Genomic DNA, 22,595 nt, shown 5'->3' with positions numbered 1-22,595 from the left:
CCGGTAGGGAGCCAGACGATGCCCGACGTGTCCCTTCCCCGGCGGCGCGCGCTGCGTGCGCTCGCCGTCACGGCCGCCGCCGCGGCCTTCGCCGCCGCCGCCTCCACGCCCGCTCTCGCCGCGCCCACCGGGGAGATCCGGTACGCCGGCGCCGCGGACGCCGTCAGCGGCAGCTACGTGGTCGTGCTCAAGGGCGACGCGGTCGGCACCGCGAACACCCTCGCCGCCCGTACCGCCGTCCCGGACCGGGCCGCCGGCCTGGCCAAGCGCTACGGCGGCAACGTCGGCACGGTGTGGAGCTCCGCTCTCACCGGCTACAGCGCGAAGATGACCCCCGCCCAGGCGCGCCGCCTGGCCGCCGACCCGGCCGTCGCGTACGTCGAGCAGGACCGCGTGATGACCACCCAGGGCACCCAGACCGGCGCCACCTGGGGCCTGGACCGGATCGACCAGCGCAACCTGCCGCTGAACAGCACCTTCACCTACCCGAACACCGCCAGCAACGTGCGCGCCTACATCATCGACACGGGCATCCGCACCACGCACAGCGACTTCGGCGGCCGGGCCACCTGGGGCACCAACACGGTGGACACCAACAACACCGACTGCAACGGCCACGGCACCCACGTCGCCGGCACGGTCGGCGGCACCAGGTACGGCGTGGCCAAGAGCGTGCGCCTGGTGGCCGTCAAGGTGCTCAACTGCTCCGGCAGCGGCACCACCGCCGGCGTGATCAGCGGCGTCAACTGGGTCACCTCGAACGCGGTGAAGCCGGCCGTGGCCAACATGAGCCTCGGCGGCGGCGCCAGCACCACGCTGGACAACGCGGTGGCGAACTCGATCAACTCCGGCATCACGTACGCGCTCGCGGCCGGCAACTCCAGCGCCAACGCGTGCAACTCCTCGCCGGCCCGCGTCGCCTCGGCGATCACCGTCGGCTCGACCACCAGCACCGACGCGCGGTCGTCCTTCTCCAACTACGGCTCCTGCGTGGACATCTTCGCCCCGGGTTCGTCGATCACCTCGGCGTGGCGTACCAGCGACACCGCCACCAACACGATCAGCGGCACCTCGATGGCGTCCCCGCACGTGGCCGGCGCGGCGGCGCTCGTCCTGTCCGCGAACACCTCCTACACCCCGGCTCAGGTGGCCAGCTACCTGACCAGCAACGCCACCACCGGCAAGGTGACCAGCCCGGGCTCGGGCTCGCCGAACCGGCTGCTCTTCGTCGTCAACTGACGACACGGGCGACCTGACCACTCCGTGGGCCGCGGCCCGGCGGACCTCCCAGGGGTCCGCCGGGCCGCGTCACGTCGTCGGGGAGTCGCCGCCCCCGACCGGCGGCCGGCGCGGCACTATGGTCCCCATGACGCTGTCACTGCCCATCGACCCGCAGGCCAACGAGCTGCTGGCACGCAGCCCGCTGGCCCTGCTCCTCGGCATGGTGCTGGACCAGCAGGTGCCGATGGAGAAGGCGTTCTCCTCCCCGTACGTGCTGGCGCAGCGCCTCGGCCACGAGCCCGACGCCGCGGAACTGGCCGGGTACGACCCGGACGCCCTCGTGGAGATCTTCGCCCGGCCGCCCGCGCTGCACCGGTTCCCCAAGGCGATGGCGGCCCGTGTGCAGGAGGTGTGCCGGGCGCTCGTCGAGCGCTACAACGGCGACCCGGCCCGGCTCTGGTCCGACGTGACCGACGGCCGGGAGCTGCTGCGCCGGGTGGGTGAGCTGCCCGGGTTCGGCCGGCAGAAGGCGCAGATCTTCGTCGCGCTGCTCGGCAAGCGGTTCGGGATCACCCCGGACGGCTGGCGCGAGGCAGCCGGCGACTACGGCGACGCGGACGCCCACCGTTCGGTGGCGGACGTGACCGATCCCGAGTCGCTGCGCCGGGTACGCGAGTTCAAGCAGCGGATGAAGGCGGAGGCGAAGGCCGCGAAGGGCTGATCCGCCGTACGCCGCCGCAACCGGCCCGCCGTCCCTGTCGTTGGTCGCCAGGACGGGGGACAGGGGCGGACGATGACCGAGCAGCGGGGCGGGGCGCTGCTGCGTACCGCGTCCAGCCCCGGGCGGGCCACCTTCCTGGAGCTCTTCTTCGACCTGGTCTTCGTGTTCGCGCTGACCCGGGTCTCCCAGCGGCTGATCAACGGCGTCGACGGCTCCGCCGGTGCGGTGGCCGCCGACGTGGGCAGGACCCTGCTGCTGTTCCTGGTGCTCTGGCAGGTCTGGACGATCACCACCTGGGTCACCAGCCGGTACGAGCCGGAGCGCGCCGTCATCCAGGTCGTGGTGGTCGGCACCATGTTCGGCAGCCTGGTGCTGGGCGTGACCCTGCCCCGCGCCCTGGAGGAGCGGGCGTTGCCGTTCGCGCTCGCGTACGTGGTGGTGATGGTCGGGCGGCCGCTGCTGATCGCGGTGGCGTTGCGTGCCCACCCGCGGCGTCTGGTCCCGCTGCGGCTCGCCGTCTGGGCGGGGGTCAGCGCCCCGCTGTGGATCGCCGGCGCGCTGATGCCCGGTCCGCGCCTGGCGCTGTGGGTCGTCGCGCTGGCGGTGGACCGCCTCGGCACGTTCCTGGGCTGGCCGCTGCCGTGGATCGGGGCGTCGCGCATCCGGCAGTGGCTCGTCGCCGGGGAGCACCTGGCAGAGCGCTACCAGCAGATCTTCCTCATCGCGCTCGGCGAGTCGATCCTGGTGATCGGCGTGACCTACAGCGGGAAGGAGTTCTCCGGCGACGCGGCGGTGGCGTTCACGATCTCGTTCGTGATCACGGCGTTGCTCTGGCGCATCTACTTCTACCGGGCCGGTCACCTGCTGGCGGAGGCGCTGCGGATGGCCGGCACGCCGGGGCGGCTGGCCGAGTCGGCGGCGCAGACCCACCTGTTCATGGTGCTCGGGGTGCTCAGCGCCGCGGTCGGTTACGAGCTGGTGATCGCCCACCCGTACGACACGGCCCGGCCGAACTGGCTGGTCTTCGTGGTGGGCGGCCCGGCGCTGTTCCTGGCCGCTCGCTCCCGGTTCGAGTACGAGATCTTCGGCCGGGTGTCCCGCCCCCGGCTGGCCGGGCTGCTGGCCCTGGTGCTGCTCCTGCCCGCGCTGGCGACCGTGCCGGCGATGTTCGCGCTCGGCGCGGTGGCCCTCGTGCTGGCGCTCGTCGCGTTCGCCGACGCCCGCCGGGCCTGGCACCGGCCGCCGGAGTCCTCCGCCTCGCCGATCGGGCGGGAGGCGCTCGGCGAGGGCGGCCCGGAGGCGTGAGCCGTCAGGCGGCGGTCGGGCGGGACAGCGACGCCAGCGCGCGGCGTACGTCGGCCAGCGAGACGGTGGCGGAGTCGTCCAGGTCGGCCAGGCCGGCCTCGATCCACTGCCGCATCAGGGTGGTCACCCCGATTCCGCGCGCGTCGGCGGCGGCGCGGACCCGCTCGTACGTCTCCAGCGGGAGCCGCACCGACCGGCTGACCATCGGCACGTCGGTGTCGGGGGTGGGCAGCTGCGCCGGTGACGTGTCGTCGATCAGGTCGGCGAACGCGTCGCCTCCGGCGTGGAACCGCTTGGTCGCCTCGTCACGGTGCATCGTGACCGCCTCCTCGTCGGCGTGTTCTCCGCACCGCCTCGTCGTAGCGCTTGGCCTCGACGTCGCTCAGTTCGCGGGCGGAGAGGATGTCCCAGTCGTTGTCGGTGCCGTCGGCCGCGGCCAGCAGCACGGCGAGCCGCCGGCCGCGGTGGTCGGTGGCGTAGACCACCATGACGTCGTCCCCGAGGTGGCGGATGACCCGGCGCCTGCTGTGCAGGGCCTCCCAGACTTCCCCGGGTGTGACGTCGTAGACCCGCAGGTTCGCCAGCGCCTCGTCGGTGAAGCTGAACCGGTTGGCCACGGGCGAAGCGTACCACGCACGTAACACGCACCGGGCTGTCACGATTTTCGCCGATCATCCGTCCGGAGTGACAGGATGGGCCCTATCCCCTCGTAGGAGGTCCGTGGTGAAGCGTCAGGCGTACCAGCCGATACTGATCACCGACGCCCCGCGCAGCCAGGACGACCAGCTCAACAGCCGGCAGAAGCGTTACGTGCTGATGATGGCCATCCGGGTCGCGTGTCTGGTGGCCGGCGCGATCCTGGTCGGCGCGAAGGCACCGCTGCTCTGGCTCTGGCTGCCGCTGTGCGCGCTCGGCATGGTGCTCGTGCCCTGGCTGGCGGTGCTGCTGGCGAACGACCGGCCGCCCAAGGAGGAGCACCGCCTGGCGAACCGGTTCCAGAACCGGCACCGCGAGGAGCCCGCGCCCACGGCCCTCACCGCCGAGGAGAACCCGCACAAGATCATCGACGCCGAGCCCTGACCGGCCCGGGCGGAGCGCCGCCCGGACCGGCCGCCGGCGTCACGGCGTCGGGCGGGCACCCACTGTCGTCACGGCGAGCGCGCCCAGGTCACCGGCCCGGGCCAGCGCGGCACGCGGGTCGGCGCCGGCCAGCCACGCGGTGAGCAGCCCGGCCGCGAACGCGTCCCCGGCGCCGGTCACGTCCACCACGTCCACCCCGGGCGCGGGCGCGAACTCCACCACACCGCCGCGCTCCACCCACACCGCGCCCGCCGCGCCGCGCTTGACCACCACCCGGTGCGCCACCGCTGTGAGCGCCCGCGCCTGCGCCGCCGGGTCCAGCCCGCCGGCCAGCACCGTCGCCTCGTCCGTGTTGACCAGCAGCAGGTCGACGTCGCGTACCCAGGTCAGGAACGCCCCGCCGACGCGCCGCAGCGGCGCCGCGGACGCCGCGTCGACGCTGACGGTCAGCCCGCGCTCGCGGGCCGCGGCCAGCGCGCGCAGGCCGGCGCCGCGCGACCCGACGTCCAACAGGGTGTACGCGGACAGGTGCAGATGCCCGGCGTCGGGCGCGGCGGCCAGCGCCGCGTCCACGTGCCCGGCGGTCAGCCGCAGGTTCGCACCCCGCTGACTGATCATCGTGCGCTCCCCGTCGTGGGCGAGCACGATGACGGTGCCGGTCGGGTAGCCCTCGTGCCGCTCCACCGCGCACTCGACACCGATCCGGGTCAGCTCGGCCACCCGCTCCCGGCCGGTCTCGTCGTCGCCCACGGCGGCGACCAGCGTCACCGCCGCGCCCTGACCGGCGAGCCAGGCCGCGGTGTTCGCCGCCTGCCCGCCGCCGCTGAACCGGATCCCGGCCGCCGTGTCCGAGCCGGTCGCCAGCGGCCCGGACAGCACCGCGAGCACGTCGGTGATCACGTCGCCGACGACGACGATGCGCGGCCTCCCGCTCATGAGGTGGTCGCCGCGGCGACCGCGATCCGGGCCGCGAGATCGGCGTTGCGCAGGATGATCCGGACGTTCACCGCCAGGCTCGCGCCCTCGGTCGCGGAGTGGAAGTGCGACAGCAGGAACGGGGTGACCGCCTTGCCGGTGATCCCCTCGCGGGCCAGCGCCGCCAGTCCTTCGGCGAGCGTGCGGTCGTGCAGCGCCGGGTCGAGCTGCTCGTCGGCGGGCAGCGGGTTGGCCACCACCAGACCGCCGTGGTGCACGCCGTGCGCCGCGCGGGCGGCCAGCACGTCGGCCACCTGCTCCGGCGACTCGACAGACCAGTCCAGGTCGAAGCCCGCGTCGGTGAGGTAGAAGCCGGGGAACCGGCGGGTGCGGTAGCCGACCACGCCCACCCCGAGCGTCTCCAGCCGCTCCAGCGTGGCCCCCACGTCGAGGATCGACTTCACCCCGGCGCAGACCACGGCGATCGGCGTCCGGGCCAGCGTGACCAGGTCGGCCGACTCGTCGAACGTCTGCGCCGCCTCGCGGTGCACGCCGCCGAGCCCGCCGGTGGCGAACACGCCGATCCCGGCCGCCGCCGCGACCGCGCTCGTGGCCGCGACGGTGGTGGCGCCGTCCGCTCCGGTGGCCGCCGCCGGGGCCAGGTCGCGGACGGAGAGCTTGCTCACGCCGTCGACGGTGGCGAGCCGGGTGAGCTGGTCGTCGTCCAGCCCGACCCGCAGCCTGCCGGCGACCATGCCGATGGTGGCCGGCACCGCCCCGGCGTCCCGCACGGCCTGCTCGATCTCGCGCGCCACGCGCAGGTTGTCCGGCCGGGGCAGCCCGTGCGAGACGATCGTGCTCTCCAACGCCACGACCGGGCGGCCGTCCCGCAGGGCGTCGGCCACCTCACTACCGAGACTGATGTGAAAGTTGGTCACGTCGGCTACCGTACGGGCCGCCTCCGGCCGGGGCCCAGGTGGACCGGGGCGGACCGACCTGCAAAACTGGAACGCCGGAGGTGTAGTCGTGAGCACAGAGGTTCTCGAGCGTCCCGAGCTGAAGGACGCGGACACTGGTCCGGAGATGTTCCACTACGTCCGCAAGGAGAAGATCGCCGAGAGTGCCGTCATGGGCACCTACGTGGTCGCGCTCTGCGGCGAGACGTTCCCGGTCACCAAGGCGGCCAAGCCGGGCTCGCCGGTGTGCCCGAAGTGCAAGGAGATCTACGACTCGTACGCCGAGTGATCCCGGGCGGCTCCGCCGCCCCTGGACGTAACCTGCGGCGGTGACCACCTCCACCCCCCTTCTGCTCGCCGATCTGACCGGCGTGGCGGTCTTCGCCGCCTCCGGCGCCTCCGCGGCGGTGGCGAAACGGCTCGACCTGTTCGGGGTGGTCTTCGTCGGCGTGGTCGCCGCGCTCGGCGGCGGCATCTTCCGCGACCTGGCGATCGACGAGGTACCCCCGCTGGCGTTCGCCGACTGGCGCTACGCCGCCACCGCTGCCGTCGTCGCCACCGCCGTGTTCTGGCTGCACCCCCAGCTCGCCCGGCTGCGCACCACGGTGCTGGTGCTCGACGCCGCCGGCCTCGGCCTGTTCACAGTCACCGGCACGCTCAAGGCCCTCGACGCCGCCGTCCCGGCCGTCGGCGCGTGCATGATCGGCATGCTCACCGCGATCGGCGGCGGGCTGGGCCGGGACCTGCTCACCGGCGAGATCCCGGTGGTGCTGCGCCGCGAGATCTACGCGCTGGCCGCGCTCGCCGGTTCGATCGCGGTGGCGCTGCTGTCGGCGTGCGGACAGGCCACCGCCGTGCCGCTCACCGGCGCCGCGATGTTCGTGTTCGGGCTGCGCCTGATCGCGCTGCGCCGCCGCTGGTCCGCACCGGTGGCGACGATGCGGCCGCCGCGCACCGGCACCCGGGGACCACTGCCCTGACCCGCCGTGCGCCGGGGTGGGCGGATGTGACAGGCGTGGCGTCGAGTGGGGCGTACGGCCCGCGCTGGTTATGCTGAACCGGCCTTCGCGGCACCGGATGCGCGAGGGCGTTTTCATGGGCGGCGGCTCCCGTGGCCCCGGTCGGGCCCGCCGCCGTCCGCGGCGGAGAGGAGCTACGCGTGCCACCGCGGATGCCGGCGCTCGACACGTTCCCGCCCCTGCGCGCCTGGCAACGCAAGGCGCTCGTGGAATACCTGCGCCGCCGGACCGAGGACTTCACAGCGGTCGCCACGCCCGGCGCCGGTAAGACCACGTTCGCACTGCGCATCGCCGCCGAGCTGCTCGCCGACGGCAGCGTCGAGGCGGTCACCGTGGTCGCGCCGACCGAGCACCTGAAGACCCAGTGGGCGCAGGCCGCCGCCCGGGTCGGCATCCAGCTCGACGCCGCGTTCCGCAACGCCGACCTGCACTCCGCGGCCGACTTCCACGGCGCGGTGGTCACCTACGCCCAGGTGGGCATGGCGCCGCAGGTGCACCGGCGCCGCACCATGACCCGCCGCACGCTCGTCATCCTCGACGAGATCCACCACGCCGGCGACTCCCGTACCTGGGGCGACGGTGTGAAGGCGGCGTTCGAGCCCGCGGTACGCCGGCTGATGCTCACCGGTACGCCGTTCCGCTCCGACGACAACCCGATCCCGTTCGTCAGCTACGAGCGTGGCGGCGACGGGCTGCTGCGCTCCCGCGCCGACTCGGTCTACGGCTACTCCGACGCGCTGCGCGACGGCGTGGTCCGGCCGGTGCTGTTCCTGGCGTACTCGGGGGAGACCCGGTGGCGCACCAACGCCGGCGAGGAACTGGCCGCCCGCCTCGGCGAGCCGATGACGCAGGACCTGATCGCCCAGGCGTGGCGTACCGCGCTCGACCCGGCCGGCGACTGGATGCCGCAGGTGCTGCGCGCCGCCGACGCCCGGCTGAGCGTGCTGCGCGCCAACGGCATGCCCGACGCGGGCGGCCTGGTCATCGCCAGCGACCAGCAGGTGGCCCGCTCGTACGCGAAGCTGCTGGAGCAGGTGACCGGTGAGAAGGCCGCCGTGGTGCTCTCCGACGACCAGGGCGCGTCCGCGCGGATCGCGACGTTCGCCGCCTCACAGCAACGGTGGCTGGTCGCGGTGCGGATGGTGTCCGAGGGCGTCGACATCCCCCGGCTCGCAGTCGGGGTGTACGCGACGAGCGCCAGCACCCCGCTGTACTTCGCGCAGGCGATCGGCCGGTTCGTCCGGGCCCGCCGCTCCGGCGAGACCGCGTCGGTCTTCCTGCCCAGCGTGCCGCACCTGCTCGGGCTCGCCAGCGAGATGGAGGCCGAGCGGGACCACGTGCTCGGCAAACCGAAGGACCGCGAGGGCTTCGACGACGACCTGCTGGAGCGCGCCCAGCGCGACGACGGCGCCAGCGGGGAGCTGGAGAAGCGTTTCGCCGCGCTCTCCGCGACCGCGGAGCTGGACCAGGTGATCTTCGACGGGGCCTCGTTCGGCACCGCCGCCCAGGCCGGCACGCCGGAGGAGGAGGAATACCTCGGCCTGCCCGGGCTGCTCACCGCCGACCAGGTCTCGCTGCTGCTCACCAAGCGGCAGGCCGAGCAGCTCGCCGCCCAGAAGCGCCGGGCCGCCCAGCGGACCGCTGAGCCGGCCGCTGCGGCCCCGACGGCGGCGCCCCCACCCATGAGTGCCGCCCAGCGCCGGGTGGCGCTACGGCGGCAGCTGAACGCTCTGGTGGCCGCCCGGCACCACCACACCGGCCAGCCGCACGGCAAGATTCATGCCGAGCTGCGCCGGATCTGCGGCGGCCCGCCCAGCGCGCAGGCGACGATCGAGCAACTCGAGGAGCGCATCGCCACCGTGCAGACCCTGTAAGGAAGGGCCCCCTGTTAACGCCTCCGGTAGAGCAGGGGCCCCTTCTTAACACCGTCGCGCACCGTTGGCACCCGGCACGAAAAACCGGCCGGAGGCTCCCCTTGCGGGTGCCTCCGGCCGGTCATGTCGGGTTGTGGACTTCTTGTCGGACCTCAGTTCGCCATGAGATCGGCGCCTCGCCAGCTGAACTCCGGGTCCGACGCGTACCGCACGGTGATCTTCACGAGATCCTCCGCGTACTTGTTCGCGTGGTGCCCACAGAACACCAGCTCACTCCCACCCGCCAGAGTGATGCGGAGCTTGCCGGCAGCATTGCAGCGGTCGCACCGTTCATCGGCGGCCGGGGGGCTCACCGTCTCGGGCGGCGGCGTGAGGGTCGGGGTCATCGCCTTCCTCCTCTGGTCGTCACCGATGAACACTCTCTTCGGTTGCTCACCTATCGTGCAACACCCATCTCGGGCCCTGCCTTCCCTGTGTGCCCGCGGGGGACCGAGGTCACACCTGGCGTGGAGGACAGTGTGCCGTGCACCAAGGGTGCCACGTCAACGATCACAAACAGGCAACCGAACGATCACCAAAGAGTGTTCTACGGCTGGTGATCAAACCGGCACGATTTGTTGACGTACGCGGTCAGTCCAGGTAGTCGCGGAGCACCTGGGAACGCGAGGGGTGCCGCAACTTGGACATGGTCTTGGATTCGATCTGCCGGATGCGTTCCCGGGTCACGCCGTACACCTGGCCGATCTCGTCCAGAGTGCGCGGCTGGCCGTCGGTGAGGCCGAAACGCAGGCGCACCACGCCCGCCTCACGCTCGGACAACGTCTGCAGGACCTGCTGGAGCTGGTCCTGCAGCAGCGAGAACGACACCGCGTCGACCGCGACGACCGCTTCGGAGTCCTCGATGAAGTCGCCGAGCTGGCTGTCACCCTCGTCGCCGATGGTCTGGTCGAGCGAGATGGGCTCCCGGGCGTACTGCTGGATCTCCAGCACCTTCTCCGGTGTGATGTCCATCTCCTTGGCCAGCTCCTCCGGGGTGGGCTCACGGCCCAGGTCCTGGAGCAGCTCGCGCTGGATGCGGCCGAGCTTGTTGATCACCTCGACCATGTGCACCGGGATGCGGATGGTGCGGGCCTGGTCGGCCATGGCGCGGGTGATGGCCTGGCGGATCCACCAGGTGGCGTAGGTGGAGAACTTGTAGCCCTTGGTGTAGTCGAACTTCTCGACCGCGCGGATCAAGCCGAGGTTGCCCTCCTGGATGAGGTCGAGGAAGGCCATGCCACGGCCGGTGTAGCGCTTGGCCAGCGAGACCACGAGCCGCAGGTTCGCCTCCAGCAGGTGGTTCTTGGCGCGCTCGCCGTCCCGCGAGATCCACATCAGGTCGCGCTGGAGGTCGCGGACCAGCTTCTCCTCGCCCTCGTCGGCGGCGCGCAGCCGCTCGGCGGCGTAGAGGCCGGCCTCGATCCGCTTGGCCAGCTCGACCTCCTGCTCGGCGTTGAGCAGCGGCACCTTGCCGATCTGCTTCAGGTACGCCCGCACGGAGTCGGCGGAGGCGGTCAGCTCGGCGTCCCGGCGCGCCTGCTTCAGCGCCTCGGACTCCTCGTCGTCCCACTCGAAGTCGTTGTCGGTGGCGGAGCTGGCCGCGTCGGCCTCGGCGGCCTGGGTCAGCTCGGCCGGCTCCTCGACCACCACGTCCTCGATCTCGGCGGCCAGCTCCTCCGGATCGATCTCGCCGTCGGGGCCCTCGCCCTTGCCGCCGGCCTTGGCCGGCTTGGCCGCTGCGGTCTTCGCCGCCACGGTGGCCTTGGTGGCGCGGGTCGTCTTGGTGGCCTTCGCCGGGGCCGCGGCCTTGGCCACGTCGGCGGTGGTGGCCTTGCGCGCGGTCGCCTTCCGGGGGGCCGGGGCGGGCGACTCCTCGGCGGCGGGCGCCTGCTTGGGGGCGGGCGCGGCGGCCTTCTTGGTGGTCTTGGCCGTGGTCGCGCGGGAGGCCGGGGTGGCGGACCGGGCGGCGGCGACGCGGCGGCGGGTGCTCGCCGAGCCGTCCACCACCACCGTCACGCCCGCCTCGGAGAGTGCGCGGAGGATCTTCTTGGCCTGGGCCGGGGTCACCTCAGCGGACTCGACGGTGCGCGCGAGCTGGGCCGACGTGAGCTGGCCGCCGGCGCTCTGCGCGTGGGCGATCAGGGTGTCGGTGAGCGAGCGAACGTCGGCGCCGGTCTGGCGGGGATCTGTCACGAAGACCTTCCGGAGGCGAAAGAGCGAGCACGGCCGGGTCGTCCGGCGCAGCATGGGACGGCCGCGCCGGGCGAGTCGTTGAGGACCCCCGTGTCCCGGGCCGTCCGGTCGCTGGCGGTCCGTGGCGCGTGGGCAGGGTGAATTGTAACGCCGTCTGCCGCGATCATCCCGCGCCGCACGGCGGACCTGCGGTCCGGGACCGCAGATTCGGCGCAGATGTGGACTTTGTAAGGATGATACCCGCGCACGAGACGGCCGGTCCCGATCGTGCCGGAAGGGGAGAGACATGATCATCTCGACGCCCACGGCGCGGGAGTTGCTCACGATCGCTGTCGATGTGGCCCGGGAGGCCGCCACCACCGCGTACCGGATGCGGGTCGAGGGCGTCTCGGTGGCCGCGACCAAGAGCACGGTGACCGACGTGGTCACCGCCGCCGACCGGGCGGTGGAGCGGCAGGTGGTCGCCGCGCTGCGGCAGCGCCGGCCCGGCGACGCCGTGCTGGGCGAGGAGTACGGCGCGGGCGAGACCGGCCCGGCCGGCCCCGACGGCGTGCGCTGGATCCTCGACCCGATCGACGGAACCGTGAACTACCTGTACGGGCTGCCGTACTGCGCCGTCTCGCTGGCCGCCGAGGTGGCCGGTGAGGTGGTCGCCGGTGTGGTCCGCAACATCGTCACCGGCGAGGAGTGGACCGCGACGCTCGGCGGCGGCGCCTGGCGCGACGGGCAGCGGCTGCACGGCTCCGCCGCCACCGACCTCGGGCAGGCGCTCGTCGCCACCGGGTTCGGCTACGACGCCGACCGCCGGGCCCACCAGGCGCGGGTGGTGACCGAGCTGATCCCGCACATCCGGGACATCCGCCGGATGGGCGCCGCCGCGCTCGACCTCTGCCTGGCCGCCGAGGGGCGGGTGGACGCGTACTACGAGAAGGGTCTGGCCGACTGGGACCTGGCCGCGGGCGGGCTGGTCGCCCGGGAGGCCGGGCTGCTGGTGACCGGCCTGTCCGGCCTCCCGGCCGGCCCGGACCTGGTGCTCGCCGCGCCGCCGGTGCTGCACGGGCCGCTGCACGACCGGCTGGCCGACCTGGACGCCTCGGGCGGGCCGTGACGGCGCCGGACACGCGACAGGGCGGCCTCCCCGGGGGAGACCGCCCTGTGCCGTCGGTGCGCCCGTCGCCTACTTCTCGATCGGCATCGGGCAGGTGCCGGTCGGCGCCTGCGGCGCGCCCAGGTCGCCGAGCGACTGGTTGACCTCGGTGGTGGTGGCGAGCTGCTGGAACTGGTTGCCCAGCACCACGTCGACGACGTCGTCCTTGCGCTTGGGGTCGAACTTCTGGTTGGCCTCGTTGAGGAAGTACGCGCGCAGCAGGTGCGCCGAGCCCACGGCCTTGGGCCCGAACCGCAGCTCGGCCACGCCGTCGAACGCCTTGGTCTCGTTGCCGACCTTCTTGACCTGGAACTTGCGGTTGCGGAAGTCGTCCGCGACGCTGCCGGCCCGGCCGGCCTCGTCGGTCGCGTTGTAGACGTTGATCTTGACGTCCTTCTGTTCCCGCAGGCGCAGGTCGACCAGCGGCCAGCCATCGGGGCAGGCGGCCGCCGTACCGGCTGTGCCCTGACTGTCCTTCAGCACGGCGACGACCACGAAGACCAGGGCGACGACCGCCAGCAGTCCGACGACAACGAGTGCCCGCACTCGCGCAAAACTCATCCTGGGCGCTCCCCGGACAGTGATTGGGTGGTGGCGGGCGACGCGGTCGGGCCGCGACCTGTCGGCCGTCCAGTACGCCGCTGAGGTTAACGCTTGTCCGGCTCAGGCGTGGAAACAGTCCGACATACCGGCGCGCCACGCGGTGAACCGGTAGGACTACCCCTATCTTCGTGTCGCCTGAGTCACATTGGGAACAACTTCGGGCGCAGAGGCGTACATCTCTCCCGCGAGGGCGGTATACATGCCTCGCCCACAGGGGGGGTAAGGTTCCGCGCTCACCGGGGGCATTTCGCACCGGCGAGCCCGGCCCACCGCTCTTCGGGTCGGGTGCCCGACAGAGATGGTGGCCGGTCAGGGGAACCGAAACGGCGTCGTCCGGCGTTACAACCGGCAGCGACAATATCGATATTGGAGAGTGAAACCGATGGCCACCGACTACGACGCCCCGCGTCGCGACGAGGTCGACCTCGGCGAGGACAGCCTGGAAGAGCTCAAGGCCCGGCGGGTCGACTCACAGTCGGGTGCCGTGGACGTCGACGAGGCCGAGGTGGCCGAGAGCTTCGAGCTGCCCGGCGCCGATCTGGCCGACGAGGAGCTCACGGTCAAGGTCCTCCCGATGCAGCAGGACGAGTTCCGGTGCGCCCGCTGCTTCCTGGTCCACCACCGCAGCCAGCTGGCGGTCGAGCGCAACGGCGACCTGATCTGCCGCGAGTGCGTCTGATCCCGACCGGGGACACCAGCGGCGGCCTCCTCGACGGGGCCGCCGCTGTTCGAGCCGCCGCCGTGCGCGCTCGGCCGGGAGCTGCTTGACTCGTACGGGCGGCTGCCACGCCGCGCGGAGCAGGAGGGCGGACGGGTGAGCGAGCGCAGCGAAGAAGCCGGCCCGGACAAGCCCGGCCCGGACGTACCGGGCCCGGACAGCCCGGACACCGCGGAGCTGGGCGCCACCGTCGCCGCCCTGACCGCCGACGACATCGCGCCCGCCCGCCGGCGGCAACTGCTGACCCGGCTGGTCGGGCAGGCCCGCGCCCGCGGGATCACCGACCTGTTCAAGCCCCGCGCGGCGGTGCGCTGGATGACCGACACGGTCGCCGAGGTCGCCCCGCACGTGCCGATCCGCGACCTCGCCACGCTGCGGCGGCACTTTCCCGGCCTGGACGACGAGGCGCTCGCCGACCGGCTGGTCCGCAACGCGTCCCGCGCCACCGCCGGAGTCGGCGCCGCGGGCGGCGGGGTCGCCGCCGTCGAATGGGCGGTCACGCCCACCCTGCTCTCCGCTCCCGTCCTGCTGGCCGCCGAGACGGTGGCCGTGGTGGCGATCGAGCTGAAACTGATCGGGGAGCTGCACGAGGTCCACCGGGTGCCGCTGCCGCCCGGCGGCACCGGCCGTGCCGTGGCGCTCGTGCAGTCCTGGGCCACCCAGCGGGGGGTCAACCCGATGATGCCGGGCGTCGGGGTGAGCGCGGTGCTCGGCACCGCCGCCCGCCGGGAACTGCGGGACAGCCTGATGCGCCGCTTCGGGCGCAACCTCACCACGCTCGGGCCGTTCCTGACCGGCGCCGCCGTGGCCGGCTACCTCAACCGCCGGGCCACCCGCGCGCTCGGCGAGCAACTGCGCAAGGACCTGCGGCGTACCGCGCGTGCCCTGCCGGAGGCGCCGTCCTGACCGGTCCCGGGCCGAGCCGGGCCGGGCCGCGGCGGGCCGAGCCGGGTCGCGGTGGACCGTCAGGCCGCGTCGCGGGCGGCCAGCAGGGCGGTCGCCAGCTGGACCGGGTGCCGCGTGCTGACCACCCAGAACGGCGTCGGGTCGGCCGGGTCGTCCAGCACCACCTGCACCGCGCCACCGATCCACGGCCGCTGCACCACGAAGGCGAGCGGGTCGGAGCCGACGCCGAGCACCTCGCGCCGGCCGGCCGCGTCCAGCGGCACCACGTCCGCGACGTACCGCACCGGCAGGTGGGCGTCGTCGACCCGCAGCTCGCCGTCACGCACCTCGACCCGGATCCGGCCCAGCCACCACAGTGCGGCCACCGCAGCGGGGATCAGCAGCACGAACGGCAGCCAGGCGCGCACCCCGGTCGCGCCCATCCAGAGCTCGACCGCGAGCAGACCGGCCGCGGCCAGCCCGGCCGGCCAGGCCCACCAGGGCAGCCCGAGACGCTCCGCGTACGGCGCGGCGGTGGCCGTCGGGGCGGCCGGAGATGACGACTGACGCACACAGACGAGGGTACGGCGCGCGAGCGGCCCGGCAACCGGCAGGATGGCAGGGGCACCCCGCAGGACCGGACGGAAGAGGATGACCGTGACAGACGTCGTACCCGTGCCCGTGCGGCTGCTCGACCCGGAGCTGCCACTGCCGGCGTACGCCCATCCCGGCGACGCCGGTGCGGACCTGGTGGCCGCCGCGGACGTCGAGCTGCCCCCCGGCGGCCGGGCCCTGGTGCCCACGGGCGTGGCGGTGGCGCTGCCGGACGGCTACGTCGGGCTGGTGCACCCCCGATCCGGACTCGCGGCCAGACTCGGCGTGACGGTGCTCAACGCGCCCGGTACGGTCGACGCCGGCTACCGGGGTGAGATCCTGGTCAACCTGATCAACCACGATCGGGACACGCCGGCCAAGATCAGCCGGGGTGACCGCATCGCGCAGCTCGTGGTCCAGCGGGTCGCCCGGGCCGAGTTCCGGCCGGTGGCCGAGCTGCCCGAGTCCCGGCGTGGCACGGGCGGGCACGGGTCCACCGGCGGGCACGCCGGGCTGGTCCCGGCGCCGTCCGGCGGGCAGAGCGAAGAGGTGGCAGGGTGAGTGTGAACAGCGGAGGGTGGGCGCAGTGATCTTCTCCCGGAAGCGGGCCGACGAGGCGCGTGACAATGGGGTCCTCGACGCCGAGGAGACCCCGTCGGCGCCGGACCGCGGCCCGTACGACGTCAGCGAGGCCCCGGAGGCGCCTCGCCTCGACCTGGGCAGCCTGCGGATCCCGGCGGTGCCGGACGTCGAGGTGCGGGTCCAGGCCGACCCGCAGGGCGTGATCCAGCAGGTCGTGCTGGTGCACGGCCAGAACGCGCTCCAGCTCGGCGTCTTCGCCGCGCCCCGCTCCGAGGGCATCTGGGACGAGGTGCGCGAGGAGATCCGCCAGTCGCTCGTCAGCGACGGCGCGACCGCCCAGGAGGTCGAGGGGGAGCACGGGCCCGAGCTGCGCGCCCGGGTGGGTACCCCGGACGGGCCGACCGACCTGCGGTTCGTCGGCATCGACGGCCCGCGCTGGATGGTGCGCGGCGTCTTCCAGGGCGCGGCCGCCACCGACCCGGCCGCCGCCGGCCCGCTCGCGGCCTGCCTGGACGGCCTGGTCGTCGACCGCGGCCAGGAGGCCAAGCCGGTGCGCGAGCCGCTGCCGCTGCGGCTGCCCCGCGAGGTCGCCGAGCAGCAGGCCGCCGACTCGCAGGAGGTCTGATCCACACGTGCCCGGGCCCGGCGTCGTACCGGCGCCGGGCCCGCGGCGTGTCCGGTCCCGGCCGGCGGTACGCGCCACGCCGCTCCCGCCGGGCGGCCACTGCGCGTACGCTGGCGGGACGGTTCCGCCGCCCGCGGGGCCCCGCTGTGGAGAGGGTGACGCGGAGGTCATGACGACCGACGAGAGCCGGGGGTCGCTGCGGCGGCTCCTGCACCGGCTCACCGCGAGCGAGGCCGAGATCGAGGCGCAGGAGCTGCGCCGGGAGAGCGCCGAGTCCGGCGGCACGCCCGCCCACCAGTGCAACAGGGGTCAGGTGGTGTCGGTGGCCGGGCGGCTGCGTACCGTCGTCTACACGCCCCGCACGAACCTGCCCACGCTGGAAGCCGACCTCTACGACGGCAACGACGTGGTGACGCTGGTCTGGCTGGGCCGCCGGCACATCGCCGGGATCGAGCCGGGCCGGCACCTGACCGCGCGCGGCCGGGTGGCGGTGCGCGACGACCGCAAGGTGATCTACAACCCGTACTACGAGCTGGAGTCGCCGAAGTGACGACCGGACAGCAGCACACCCCGTCGGGTCTCGGCCCGCAGGACGAGGAGCGGCTGCCCAGCCTCGCCGAGCAGATGGCCGACCAGCTCGGCGGATGGCGCGGGCTGGTCGAGTCGAGCATCCCGGTGGTGGTCTTCGTGATCGCCAACGTGATCGGCGAGCTGCGCCCCGCCGTGTACGCCTCGGTGGCGGTGGCGCTGCTGATCGCCGGGCTGCGGCTGGCCCAGCGCAAGCCGGTGCGGCACGCGGTCAACGGGCTGTTCGGCGTCGGCGTCGGCGCGCTGCTGGCGCTGCGCACCGGCGACGAGCGCGACTTCTACCTGCCGGGCATCCTCTACGGCATCGGGTACGGCCTGGCGCTGCTGCTGTCGGCCGCGATCCGGCAGCCGCTGGTCGGCTGGATCTGGTCGGTGCTGGTCGCCAAGGGCCGCTCCGAGTGGCGCGACGACCCCAAGCTGGTACGCACCTTCACCCAGCTCACCGTGCTGTGGGGCGTGGTGTGGCTGGCCAAGGTCGGTGTACAGGCCGGGCTCTACCTGGCCCACCAGGACACCGCGCTCGGCGTGGCCCGGCTCGCCCTGGGCTACCCGCCGTACGCGCTGCTGCTGCTGATCACGGTGTGGGTGGTGCGCCGGGTCACCCGGGAGACCGCACCCACCCCGTTACCAGGCTCCTGACGCCGCCGCCTCAGGCACGGTCGCGGTGCCGGTCCGCGCTGGGCGGGCCGAGGATCACCGCGCGCACGTCGTCCTCCACCGCCGCAGTGCAGACGAACACCAGCTCGTCGCCGGCCTCGATCGGGTCGTCCGGGGTCGGCACCAGCACCCGCTTGCCGCGCACGATCGCCACCAGCGCCGCGTCCCGGGGGATCGGCACCGCGTGGATCGCCTGCCCCACGTAGGGCGCGGTCGGCGGCAGCGTGATCTCGACCAGGTTCGCCTCGCCCTGCCGGAACGTCATCAGCCGGACCAGGTCGCCGACGGTGACCGCCTCCTCGACCAGCGCCGCCATCACCCGCGGCTTGCTCACCGCGACGTCCACGCCCCACTGCTCGGTGAACAGCCACTCGTTCTCCGCCCGGTTGACCCGGGCCACCACGCGGGGCACCGCGAACTCGGTCTTGGCCAGCAGCGACACCACCAGGTTGACCTTGTCGTCGCCGGTGGCGGCCACCACCACGTCGCACCCGGCCACGTCGGCCTCCTCCAGGCTGGCCAGCTCGCACGCGTCGGCGAGCACCCAGTCCGCGGCCGGCACCCGGTCGGGCCGCAGCATCTTCGGCTGCCGCTCGATCAGCATCACCTGATGGCCGTTGTCGATCAGCTCCTGGGCGATCGAGCGGCCCACGTTGCCGGCGCCCGCGATGGCGATCCGCATGGCTCAGTGCCCCCCTTCCGGCGGCGCCGCCGCCACCGACGTGACCGGGCCGTTGATGTCGTCGGTCACCAGCATGTAGACCTGGTCGCCCTCCTGGATCACCGTGGAGGCGGTGGGCAGCGTGCCGATCCCGAACCGGTTCAGGTAGGCCACCCGGGCACCGACTGCCTGCTCCAGCTGCCGCAGCGGACGGCCGATCCAGTCCTTGTGCACCGGCACCTCGATGATCGAGACGGTGCTCGTCGGGTCGCGGAAGATCTCCACGTTGCCCTCGGGGACGAGGTGGCGCAGCATCCGGTCGGCGGTCCACCGGACGGTCGCCACGGTGGGGATGCCGAGCCGCTCGTAGACCTGGGCGCGGCGCTGGTCGTAGATGCGGGCCGCGACCCGGGACACGCCGAACGTCTCCCGGGCCAGCCGGGCCGAGATGATGTTGGAGTTGTCGCCGCTGGACACCGCCGCGAACGCGTCGGCCCGTTCGATGCCGGCCTGACGCAGCACCTCGCCGTCGAAGCCCGCACCGGTGACGGTGATGCCGGCGAAGTCGGGCCCGAGACGGCGGAACGCGTCCGCGTCCTGGTCGATCACCGCCACCGAGTGTCCACGCGACTCCAGGCTGTGCGCCAGGGTCGACCCGACCCGCCCGCAGCCCATGATCACCACATGCACGGTGTCCGCTCCTCCCACGGCGCCGCCCGCCGACCCGTCGTCTGCGAGCCTGCCACGTCCCCCTGCCGGACGGGGGACCGAACCGTACCGCGCGGCCGCACGCGGGGGAGATCGACCACCCCAGCGCCCCGGACCCGGTGGTCGTACGCTTGGCGGTTGTGGCCCGACCCACCTCGCTGCTGAAGCGACTCCTCCTCGGTCGACCGTTCCGGTCCGACCGCCTCCAGCACACCCTGCTGCCGAAGCGCATCGCGCTGCCGGTCTTCGCCTCGGACGCGCTCTCCAGCGTGGCGTACGCCCCGGACGAGATCCTCCTGACGCTGTCCATCGCCGGCGCCTCGGCGTTCATCTTCTCGCCGTGGGTCGCGCTCGCGGTCGTCGTGGTCATGCTGACGGTGGTGGCGAGCTACCGGCAGAACGTGCACGCCTACCCCTCCGGCGGTGGCGACTACGAGGTGGCGACTGTCAACCTCGGGCCCAAGGCCGGCCTCGCGGTGGCGAGCGCGCTGCTCGTCGACTACGTGCTCACGGTCGCCGTCTCGGTCTCCTCCGGCGTGGCGAACCTCGGCTCGGTGGTGCCGTTCGTGGCCACCCACAAGGTGCTCATCGCGGTCAGCGCGGTGGTGCTGCTCACCGCGATCAACCTGCGCGGCCTGCGCGAGTCGGGCACCGCCTTCGCCATCCCCACGTACGGCTTCGTGATCGTGATCGGCGGCATGCTGCTGACCGGGCTGATCCGCGTCTTCGTGCTCGGCGACGACCTGCGCGCGCCGAGCGCCGGCCTGGAGATCCAGGCCGAGCACAGCGTCACCGGGTTCGCGCTGGTGTTCCTGCTGCTACGGACGTTCTCCTCGGGCTGCGCCGCGCTCACCGGCGTGGAGGCGATCTCCAACGGCGTACCGGCGTTCAAGAGCCCGAAGTCGAAGAACGCGGCGACCACGCTGCTGTTGCTCGGCGGCATCGCGGTGGCCATGCTCGTCGGCATCATCTGGCTGGCCCGCCTCACCGGCCTCCAGTTCGTCGAGGACCCGCGCACGCAGATCATCTCCGGCCCGGACGGGTACGTGCAGAAGACTGTCACCACCCAGCTCGGCGAGACCGTGTTCGGCGGTGGCTCGGTGCTGCTCTACGTGGTCGCCGGGATGACCGCGCTGATCCTGTTCCTGGCCGCCAACACCGCCTTCAACGGCTTCCCGGTGCTCGGCTCGATCCTCGCGCAGGACCGCTACCTGCCCCGCCAGCTGCACACCCGCGGCGACCGGCTCGCGTTCTCCAACGGCATCCTCTTCCTGGCCGTCTTCGCGATCGTGCTGATCATCGGTTTCCAGGCCGAGGTGACCAAGCTCATCCAGCTCTACATCGTCGGGGTGTTCGTCTCGTTCACGCTCTCCCAGGCCGGCATGATCCGGCACTGGAACCGGCACCTGCGCCGCGAGCGCGACCCGGAGGCGCGCCGCCGCATGCTCCGTTCCCGGGCGATCAACACGTTCGGCATGGTCATGACCGGCGTGGTGCTGATCATCGTGCTGGCCACCAAGTTCCTGCTCGGCGCCTGGATCGCGATCGTCGCGATGGCGGTGATGTACGTGGTGATGCTCGGCATCCGCCGGCACTACGACCGGATCGCCGAGGAACTGGAGCCGACCGAGCAGCGGGGCGTGCTGCCCGCCCGCAACCACGCCATCGTGCTGGTCAGCAAGCTGCACAAGCCGACGCTGCGGGCCGTCGCGTACGCCCGGGCCACCCGGCCGGACACGCTCACCGCGGTCACCGTGAACGTGGACGAGCAGGACACCCGCGACCTCCAGGCCGACTGGGAGCGCCGCGAGCTGCCGGTGCCGCTCACCGTGATCGACTCCCCGTACCGGGAGATCACCCGCCCGATCCTCAACTTCGTCGCGTCGGTGCGCCGTGAGTCGCCGCGCGACGTGGTCACCGTCTTCATTCCCGAGTACGTGGTGGGGCGCTGGTGGGAGAACCTGCTGCACAACCAGAGCGCGCTGCGGCTCAAGGGGCGGCTGCTGTTCGAGCCGGGCGTGATGGTGACCAGCGTGCCCTGGCAGCTCGCGTCCACCGCCGGCAAGAACCTGGACCGGCTGGACGCCACGCTGAGCCGGGGCCCGGCGCGCGGCCCCCGGGTGGCGCCGCAGAGCACCCTGCCGCCGCCGGTGGCGTCCACACCCGGCACCGAGCGCGAGGAGCGGCCGTGAGCGGCGACGAGCATTCCGGTCCTGCGGCCGGGCGGTCCGGTTCCGCGCCGACGGCTGCGCCCTCCGGTCCTGCGTCGGCGGAGCGGCCGGGGCTGGAGGAGGCCGAGCGGGTCGAGCTGACAGTCGACGCGGTCGCGCCGGGCGGGCACTGCGTGGCCCGGGTCGGCGGGCAGGTGGTCTTCGTCCGGCACGCGCTGCCCGGTGAGCGGGTGGTGGCCGAGGTGACCGAACTGCACCGGGGCTTCGCCCGCGCCGATGCCGTGGAGATCCTCACCGCCTCGCCGGACCGGGTCACCCCGCCGTGCCCGTACGCCCGTCCGGGCCGGTGCGGCGGCTGCGACCTCCAGCACGTCGCCCCGGCCGCCCAGCTCGACTGGAAGCTCTCCGTGGTGCGCGAGCAGCTCACCCGGCTGGGCGGCCTCACCGCGGAGCAGGTGGACGCGCTCGGCGTACGCATCGAGGCGCTGCCCGGCGGGCCGCTGGGCTGGCGTTCCCGGGTCCGCTACGCGGTCGACGCGGCCGGCCGGGCCGGGCTGCTCAAGCACCGTTCGCACGAGGTGGTGCCGATCGACAGGTGCCTGATCGCGCACCCGGCGATCCAGGATCTGCCGGTGCTCCCGCCGACCGGTGCCCGCTGGCCCGACGCCGACGCGGTGGAGACGGTCGCCAGCACCGGCGGGGACGTCGCCGTGGTCGCGTACACCGATGGGGTTCCGACGGCGGTGAGCGGGCCGGAGCGGGTCCGGGAGACGGCGGCCGGGCGTTCCTTCACGCTGCCCGCCTCCGGGTTCTGGCAGGTGCACCCGGCCGCGGCGGACGCGCTGACCGGCGCGGTCCTCGACCTGCTCGACCCGCGGCCGGGGGAGACGGCCTGGGACCTGTACGGCGGGGCCGGCCTGTTCGCCGCCGCGCTCGCCGAACGGGTCGACGGGGCCCGGGTGACGCTCGTCGAGTCGGCGCCGGACGGGGTGGCCGCGGCCCGGCAGAACCTGGCCGACCTGCGCGCCGTCGAGGTGGTCGCCGCGCGGGTGGAGGCGGCGCTGTCCCGGCGCCGGATCACCGGACCGGTCGACCTGGTGGTGCTCGACCCGCCGCGCTCCGGCGCGGGCGCGCCGGTGGTCCGCGGTGTGGTGGCCGCCGGGCCGCGTGCTGTCGCCTACGTGGCCTGCGACCCGGCGGCCTTCGCCCGGGACGTGCGCACGTTCGCCGAGGCGGGGTGGCGGCTGGCTGCGCTGCGCGGCTTCGACCTGTTCCCGATGACCCAGCACGTGGAGCTGGTCGGCCTGTTCCTGCCTCCACAGCGTTGATCTTG

Annotated in this window: 26 protein-coding genes; 16 read left to right on the top strand and 10 right to left on the bottom strand. The window is 73.4% G+C overall.

Going from position 1 to position 22,595, the window contains the following annotated elements:
- Positions 1-18 precede the first annotated feature (18 nt).
- The 3 genes from FB455_RS20950 (at position 19) to FB455_RS20940 (ending at position 3,247) form a co-directional block, all read left to right on the top strand.
- Positions 19-1,239, top strand: a complete 1,221-nt coding sequence (locus FB455_RS20950; protein WP_013284775.1) for a S8 family peptidase — start codon at positions 19-21, stop codon at positions 1,237-1,239.
- Positions 1,240-1,357: 118 nt separating this feature from the next.
- Positions 1,358-1,942, top strand: a complete 585-nt coding sequence (locus FB455_RS20945; protein WP_145754667.1) for an HhH-GPD-type base excision DNA repair protein — start codon at positions 1,358-1,360, stop codon at positions 1,940-1,942.
- 72 nt (positions 1,943-2,014) lie between these two features.
- On the top strand, positions 2,015-3,247 hold the full coding sequence (locus FB455_RS20940) for a low temperature requirement protein A (protein WP_145754663.1): 1,233 nt from the start codon (positions 2,015-2,017) through the stop codon (positions 3,245-3,247).
- A 4-nt stretch (positions 3,248-3,251) separates the two neighbouring features.
- Here the strand turns inward: FB455_RS20940 and FB455_RS20935 are convergent, their stop codons facing one another.
- Together FB455_RS20935 and FB455_RS20930 are read right to left on the bottom strand one after the other, a co-directional pair.
- Positions 3,252-3,563: a hypothetical protein gene (locus FB455_RS20935; RefSeq protein WP_013284778.1), complete on the bottom strand. Its 312-nt coding sequence runs from the start codon at positions 3,561-3,563 to the stop codon at positions 3,252-3,254.
- Entirely contained in the window at positions 3,553-3,864 is a 312-nt protein-coding gene (locus tag FB455_RS20930; protein ID WP_486481559.1) for a hypothetical protein, read from the bottom strand. Before FB455_RS20930 ends, FB455_RS20935 begins: the two co-directional genes overlap by 11 nt.
- A 106-nt stretch (positions 3,865-3,970) precedes the next feature.
- Here FB455_RS20930 and FB455_RS20925 point away from each other — a divergent pair, with 106 nt between their 5' ends.
- Complete coding sequence (locus tag FB455_RS20925; protein ID WP_145754740.1) at positions 3,971-4,327, top strand: DUF3099 domain-containing protein; 357 nt, start codon at positions 3,971-3,973, stop codon at positions 4,325-4,327.
- A 39-nt stretch (positions 4,328-4,366) separates the two neighbouring features.
- Here FB455_RS20925 and FB455_RS20920 read toward each other — a convergent pair whose 3' ends face one another.
- Both FB455_RS20920 and FB455_RS20915 read right to left on the bottom strand, forming a co-directional pair.
- A complete protein-coding gene (locus FB455_RS20920; protein WP_145754658.1) occupies positions 4,367-5,263 on the bottom strand; it encodes a carbohydrate kinase family protein in 897 nt (298 codons plus the stop codon).
- Positions 5,260-6,180: a pseudouridine-5'-phosphate glycosidase gene (locus FB455_RS20915; protein WP_120571028.1), complete on the bottom strand. Its 921-nt coding sequence runs from the start codon at positions 6,178-6,180 to the stop codon at positions 5,260-5,262. The genes FB455_RS20920 and FB455_RS20915 overlap by 4 nt, the downstream gene beginning before the upstream one ends.
- A gap of 88 nt (positions 6,181-6,268) precedes the next feature.
- Here FB455_RS20915 and FB455_RS20910 point away from each other — a divergent pair, with 88 nt between their 5' ends.
- From FB455_RS20910 to FB455_RS20900, 3 genes are all read left to right on the top strand, one after another.
- A complete protein-coding gene (locus FB455_RS20910) occupies positions 6,269-6,487 on the top strand; it encodes a DUF3039 domain-containing protein (protein WP_013284783.1) in 219 nt (72 codons plus the stop codon).
- A gap of 40 nt (positions 6,488-6,527) precedes the next feature.
- Entirely contained in the window at positions 6,528-7,178 is a 651-nt protein-coding gene (locus tag FB455_RS20905) for a trimeric intracellular cation channel family protein (RefSeq protein WP_145754656.1), read from the top strand.
- A 191-nt stretch (positions 7,179-7,369) separates the two neighbouring features.
- Positions 7,370-9,091: a DEAD/DEAH box helicase gene (locus FB455_RS20900; RefSeq protein ID WP_145754738.1), complete on the top strand. Its 1,722-nt coding sequence runs from the start codon at positions 7,370-7,372 to the stop codon at positions 9,089-9,091.
- Between the two features lie 152 nt (positions 9,092-9,243).
- Here FB455_RS20900 and FB455_RS20895 read toward each other — a convergent pair whose 3' ends face one another.
- A complete protein-coding gene (locus FB455_RS20895; protein WP_013284786.1) occupies positions 9,244-9,477 on the bottom strand; it encodes a DUF7455 domain-containing protein in 234 nt (77 codons plus the stop codon).
- A gap of 244 nt (positions 9,478-9,721) precedes the next feature.
- Complete coding sequence (locus tag FB455_RS20890) at positions 9,722-11,323, bottom strand: RNA polymerase sigma factor (protein WP_041784477.1); 1,602 nt, start codon at positions 11,321-11,323, stop codon at positions 9,722-9,724.
- Between the two features lie 286 nt (positions 11,324-11,609).
- Between FB455_RS20890 and FB455_RS20885 the strand changes: the two genes are divergently transcribed.
- Complete coding sequence (locus tag FB455_RS20885; protein WP_071096249.1) at positions 11,610-12,431, top strand: inositol monophosphatase family protein; 822 nt, start codon at positions 11,610-11,612, stop codon at positions 12,429-12,431.
- A 69-nt stretch (positions 12,432-12,500) separates the two neighbouring features.
- Here the strand turns inward: FB455_RS20885 and FB455_RS20880 are convergent, their stop codons facing one another.
- Positions 12,501-13,016 carry a LytR C-terminal domain-containing protein gene (locus tag FB455_RS20880; protein WP_030274563.1) on the bottom strand — a complete coding sequence of 172 codons (516 nt, stop codon included), beginning with the start codon at positions 13,014-13,016 and terminating at the stop codon, positions 12,501-12,503.
- Positions 13,017-13,455: 439 nt separating this feature from the next.
- On the opposite strand from FB455_RS20880, the gene FB455_RS20875 reads away from it, so the two are divergent.
- A complete protein-coding gene (locus FB455_RS20875) occupies positions 13,456-13,752 on the top strand; it encodes a DUF4193 domain-containing protein (RefSeq protein ID WP_013284790.1) in 297 nt (98 codons plus the stop codon).
- A 135-nt stretch (positions 13,753-13,887) separates the two neighbouring features.
- Positions 13,888-14,697, top strand: a complete 810-nt coding sequence (locus FB455_RS20870) for a hypothetical protein (RefSeq protein WP_047893848.1) — start codon at positions 13,888-13,890, stop codon at positions 14,695-14,697.
- Between the two features lie 59 nt (positions 14,698-14,756).
- Here the strand turns inward: FB455_RS20870 and FB455_RS20865 are convergent, their stop codons facing one another.
- The gene (locus FB455_RS20865) at positions 14,757-15,248 is read right to left on the bottom strand and encodes a DUF3093 domain-containing protein (RefSeq protein ID WP_013284792.1); all 492 of its coding nucleotides are present in this window, start codon (positions 15,246-15,248) and stop codon (positions 14,757-14,759) included.
- Positions 15,249-15,333: 85 nt separating this feature from the next.
- On the opposite strand from FB455_RS20865, the gene dut reads away from it, so the two are divergent.
- The 4 genes from dut to FB455_RS20845 all read left to right on the top strand — a co-directional run bounded on the left by dut (position 15,334) and on the right by FB455_RS20845 (position 17,704).
- On the top strand, positions 15,334-15,831 hold the full coding sequence (gene dut, locus FB455_RS20860; RefSeq protein ID WP_030274559.1) for a dUTP diphosphatase: 498 nt from the start codon (positions 15,334-15,336) through the stop codon (positions 15,829-15,831).
- Between the two features lie 25 nt (positions 15,832-15,856).
- Positions 15,857-16,477, top strand: coding sequence for a DUF3710 domain-containing protein (locus FB455_RS20855; protein ID WP_013284794.1), 621 nt, complete (start codon positions 15,857-15,859; stop codon positions 16,475-16,477).
- A 169-nt stretch (positions 16,478-16,646) separates the two neighbouring features.
- On the top strand, positions 16,647-17,027 hold the full coding sequence (locus FB455_RS20850; RefSeq protein ID WP_013284795.1) for an OB-fold nucleic acid binding domain-containing protein: 381 nt from the start codon (positions 16,647-16,649) through the stop codon (positions 17,025-17,027).
- On the top strand, positions 17,024-17,704 hold the full coding sequence (locus tag FB455_RS20845) for a DUF3159 domain-containing protein (protein WP_013284796.1): 681 nt from the start codon (positions 17,024-17,026) through the stop codon (positions 17,702-17,704). Before FB455_RS20850 ends, FB455_RS20845 begins: the two co-directional genes overlap by 4 nt.
- Positions 17,705-17,714: 10 nt before the next feature.
- Here FB455_RS20845 and FB455_RS20840 read toward each other — a convergent pair whose 3' ends face one another.
- Both FB455_RS20840 and FB455_RS20835 read right to left on the bottom strand, forming a co-directional pair.
- Positions 17,715-18,404: a potassium channel family protein gene (locus tag FB455_RS20840; RefSeq protein WP_013284797.1), complete on the bottom strand. Its 690-nt coding sequence runs from the start codon at positions 18,402-18,404 to the stop codon at positions 17,715-17,717.
- Positions 18,405-18,407: 3 nt separating this feature from the next.
- A complete protein-coding gene (locus FB455_RS20835) occupies positions 18,408-19,073 on the bottom strand; it encodes a potassium channel family protein (protein WP_013284798.1) in 666 nt (221 codons plus the stop codon).
- A 158-nt stretch (positions 19,074-19,231) separates the two neighbouring features.
- Here FB455_RS20835 and FB455_RS20830 point away from each other — a divergent pair, with 158 nt between their 5' ends.
- Entirely contained in the window at positions 19,232-21,283 is a 2,052-nt protein-coding gene (locus tag FB455_RS20830) for an APC family permease (protein WP_013474510.1), read from the top strand.
- A gap of 92 nt (positions 21,284-21,375) precedes the next feature.
- Positions 21,376-22,590, top strand: coding sequence for a TRAM domain-containing protein (locus FB455_RS20825; RefSeq protein WP_145754735.1), 1,215 nt, complete (start codon positions 21,376-21,378; stop codon positions 22,588-22,590).
- The last annotated feature ends 5 nt before the right edge of the window (positions 22,591-22,595 follow it).

Source organism: Micromonospora sp. CNZ296 (assembly GCF_007827635.1).
This window is presented reverse-complemented; position numbering and strand designations above follow the sequence as displayed.

Bases quoted from the DNA above. Each gene is read 5' to 3' on its own strand.
- FB455_RS20850 (WP_013284795.1), top strand. From the start codon at position 16,647: ATGACGACCGACGAGAGCCGGGGGTCGCTGCGGCGGCTCCTGCACCGG.
- FB455_RS20900 (WP_145754738.1), top strand. From the start codon at position 7,370: ATGCCGGCGCTCGACACGTTCCCGCCCCTGCGCGCCTGGCAACGCAAG.
- FB455_RS20920 (WP_145754658.1), bottom strand. From the start codon at position 5,263: ATGAGCGGGAGGCCGCGCATCGTCGTCGTCGGCGACGTGATCACCGAC.
- FB455_RS20895 (WP_013284786.1), bottom strand. From the start codon at position 9,477: ATGACCCCGACCCTCACGCCGCCGCCCGAGACGGTGAGCCCCCCGGCC.
- FB455_RS20950 (WP_013284775.1), top strand. From the start codon at position 19: ATGCCCGACGTGTCCCTTCCCCGGCGGCGCGCGCTGCGTGCGCTCGCC.
- FB455_RS20940 (WP_145754663.1), top strand. From the start codon at position 2,015: ATGACCGAGCAGCGGGGCGGGGCGCTGCTGCGTACCGCGTCCAGCCCC.
- FB455_RS20885 (WP_071096249.1), top strand. From the start codon at position 11,610: ATGATCATCTCGACGCCCACGGCGCGGGAGTTGCTCACGATCGCTGTC.
- FB455_RS20935 (WP_013284778.1), bottom strand. From the start codon at position 3,563: ATGCACCGTGACGAGGCGACCAAGCGGTTCCACGCCGGAGGCGACGCG.
- FB455_RS20945 (WP_145754667.1), top strand. From the start codon at position 1,358: ATGGTCCCCATGACGCTGTCACTGCCCATCGACCCGCAGGCCAACGAG.
- FB455_RS20875 (WP_013284790.1), top strand. From the start codon at position 13,456: ATGGCCACCGACTACGACGCCCCGCGTCGCGACGAGGTCGACCTCGGC.
- FB455_RS20840 (WP_013284797.1), bottom strand. From the start codon at position 18,404: ATGCGGATCGCCATCGCGGGCGCCGGCAACGTGGGCCGCTCGATCGCC.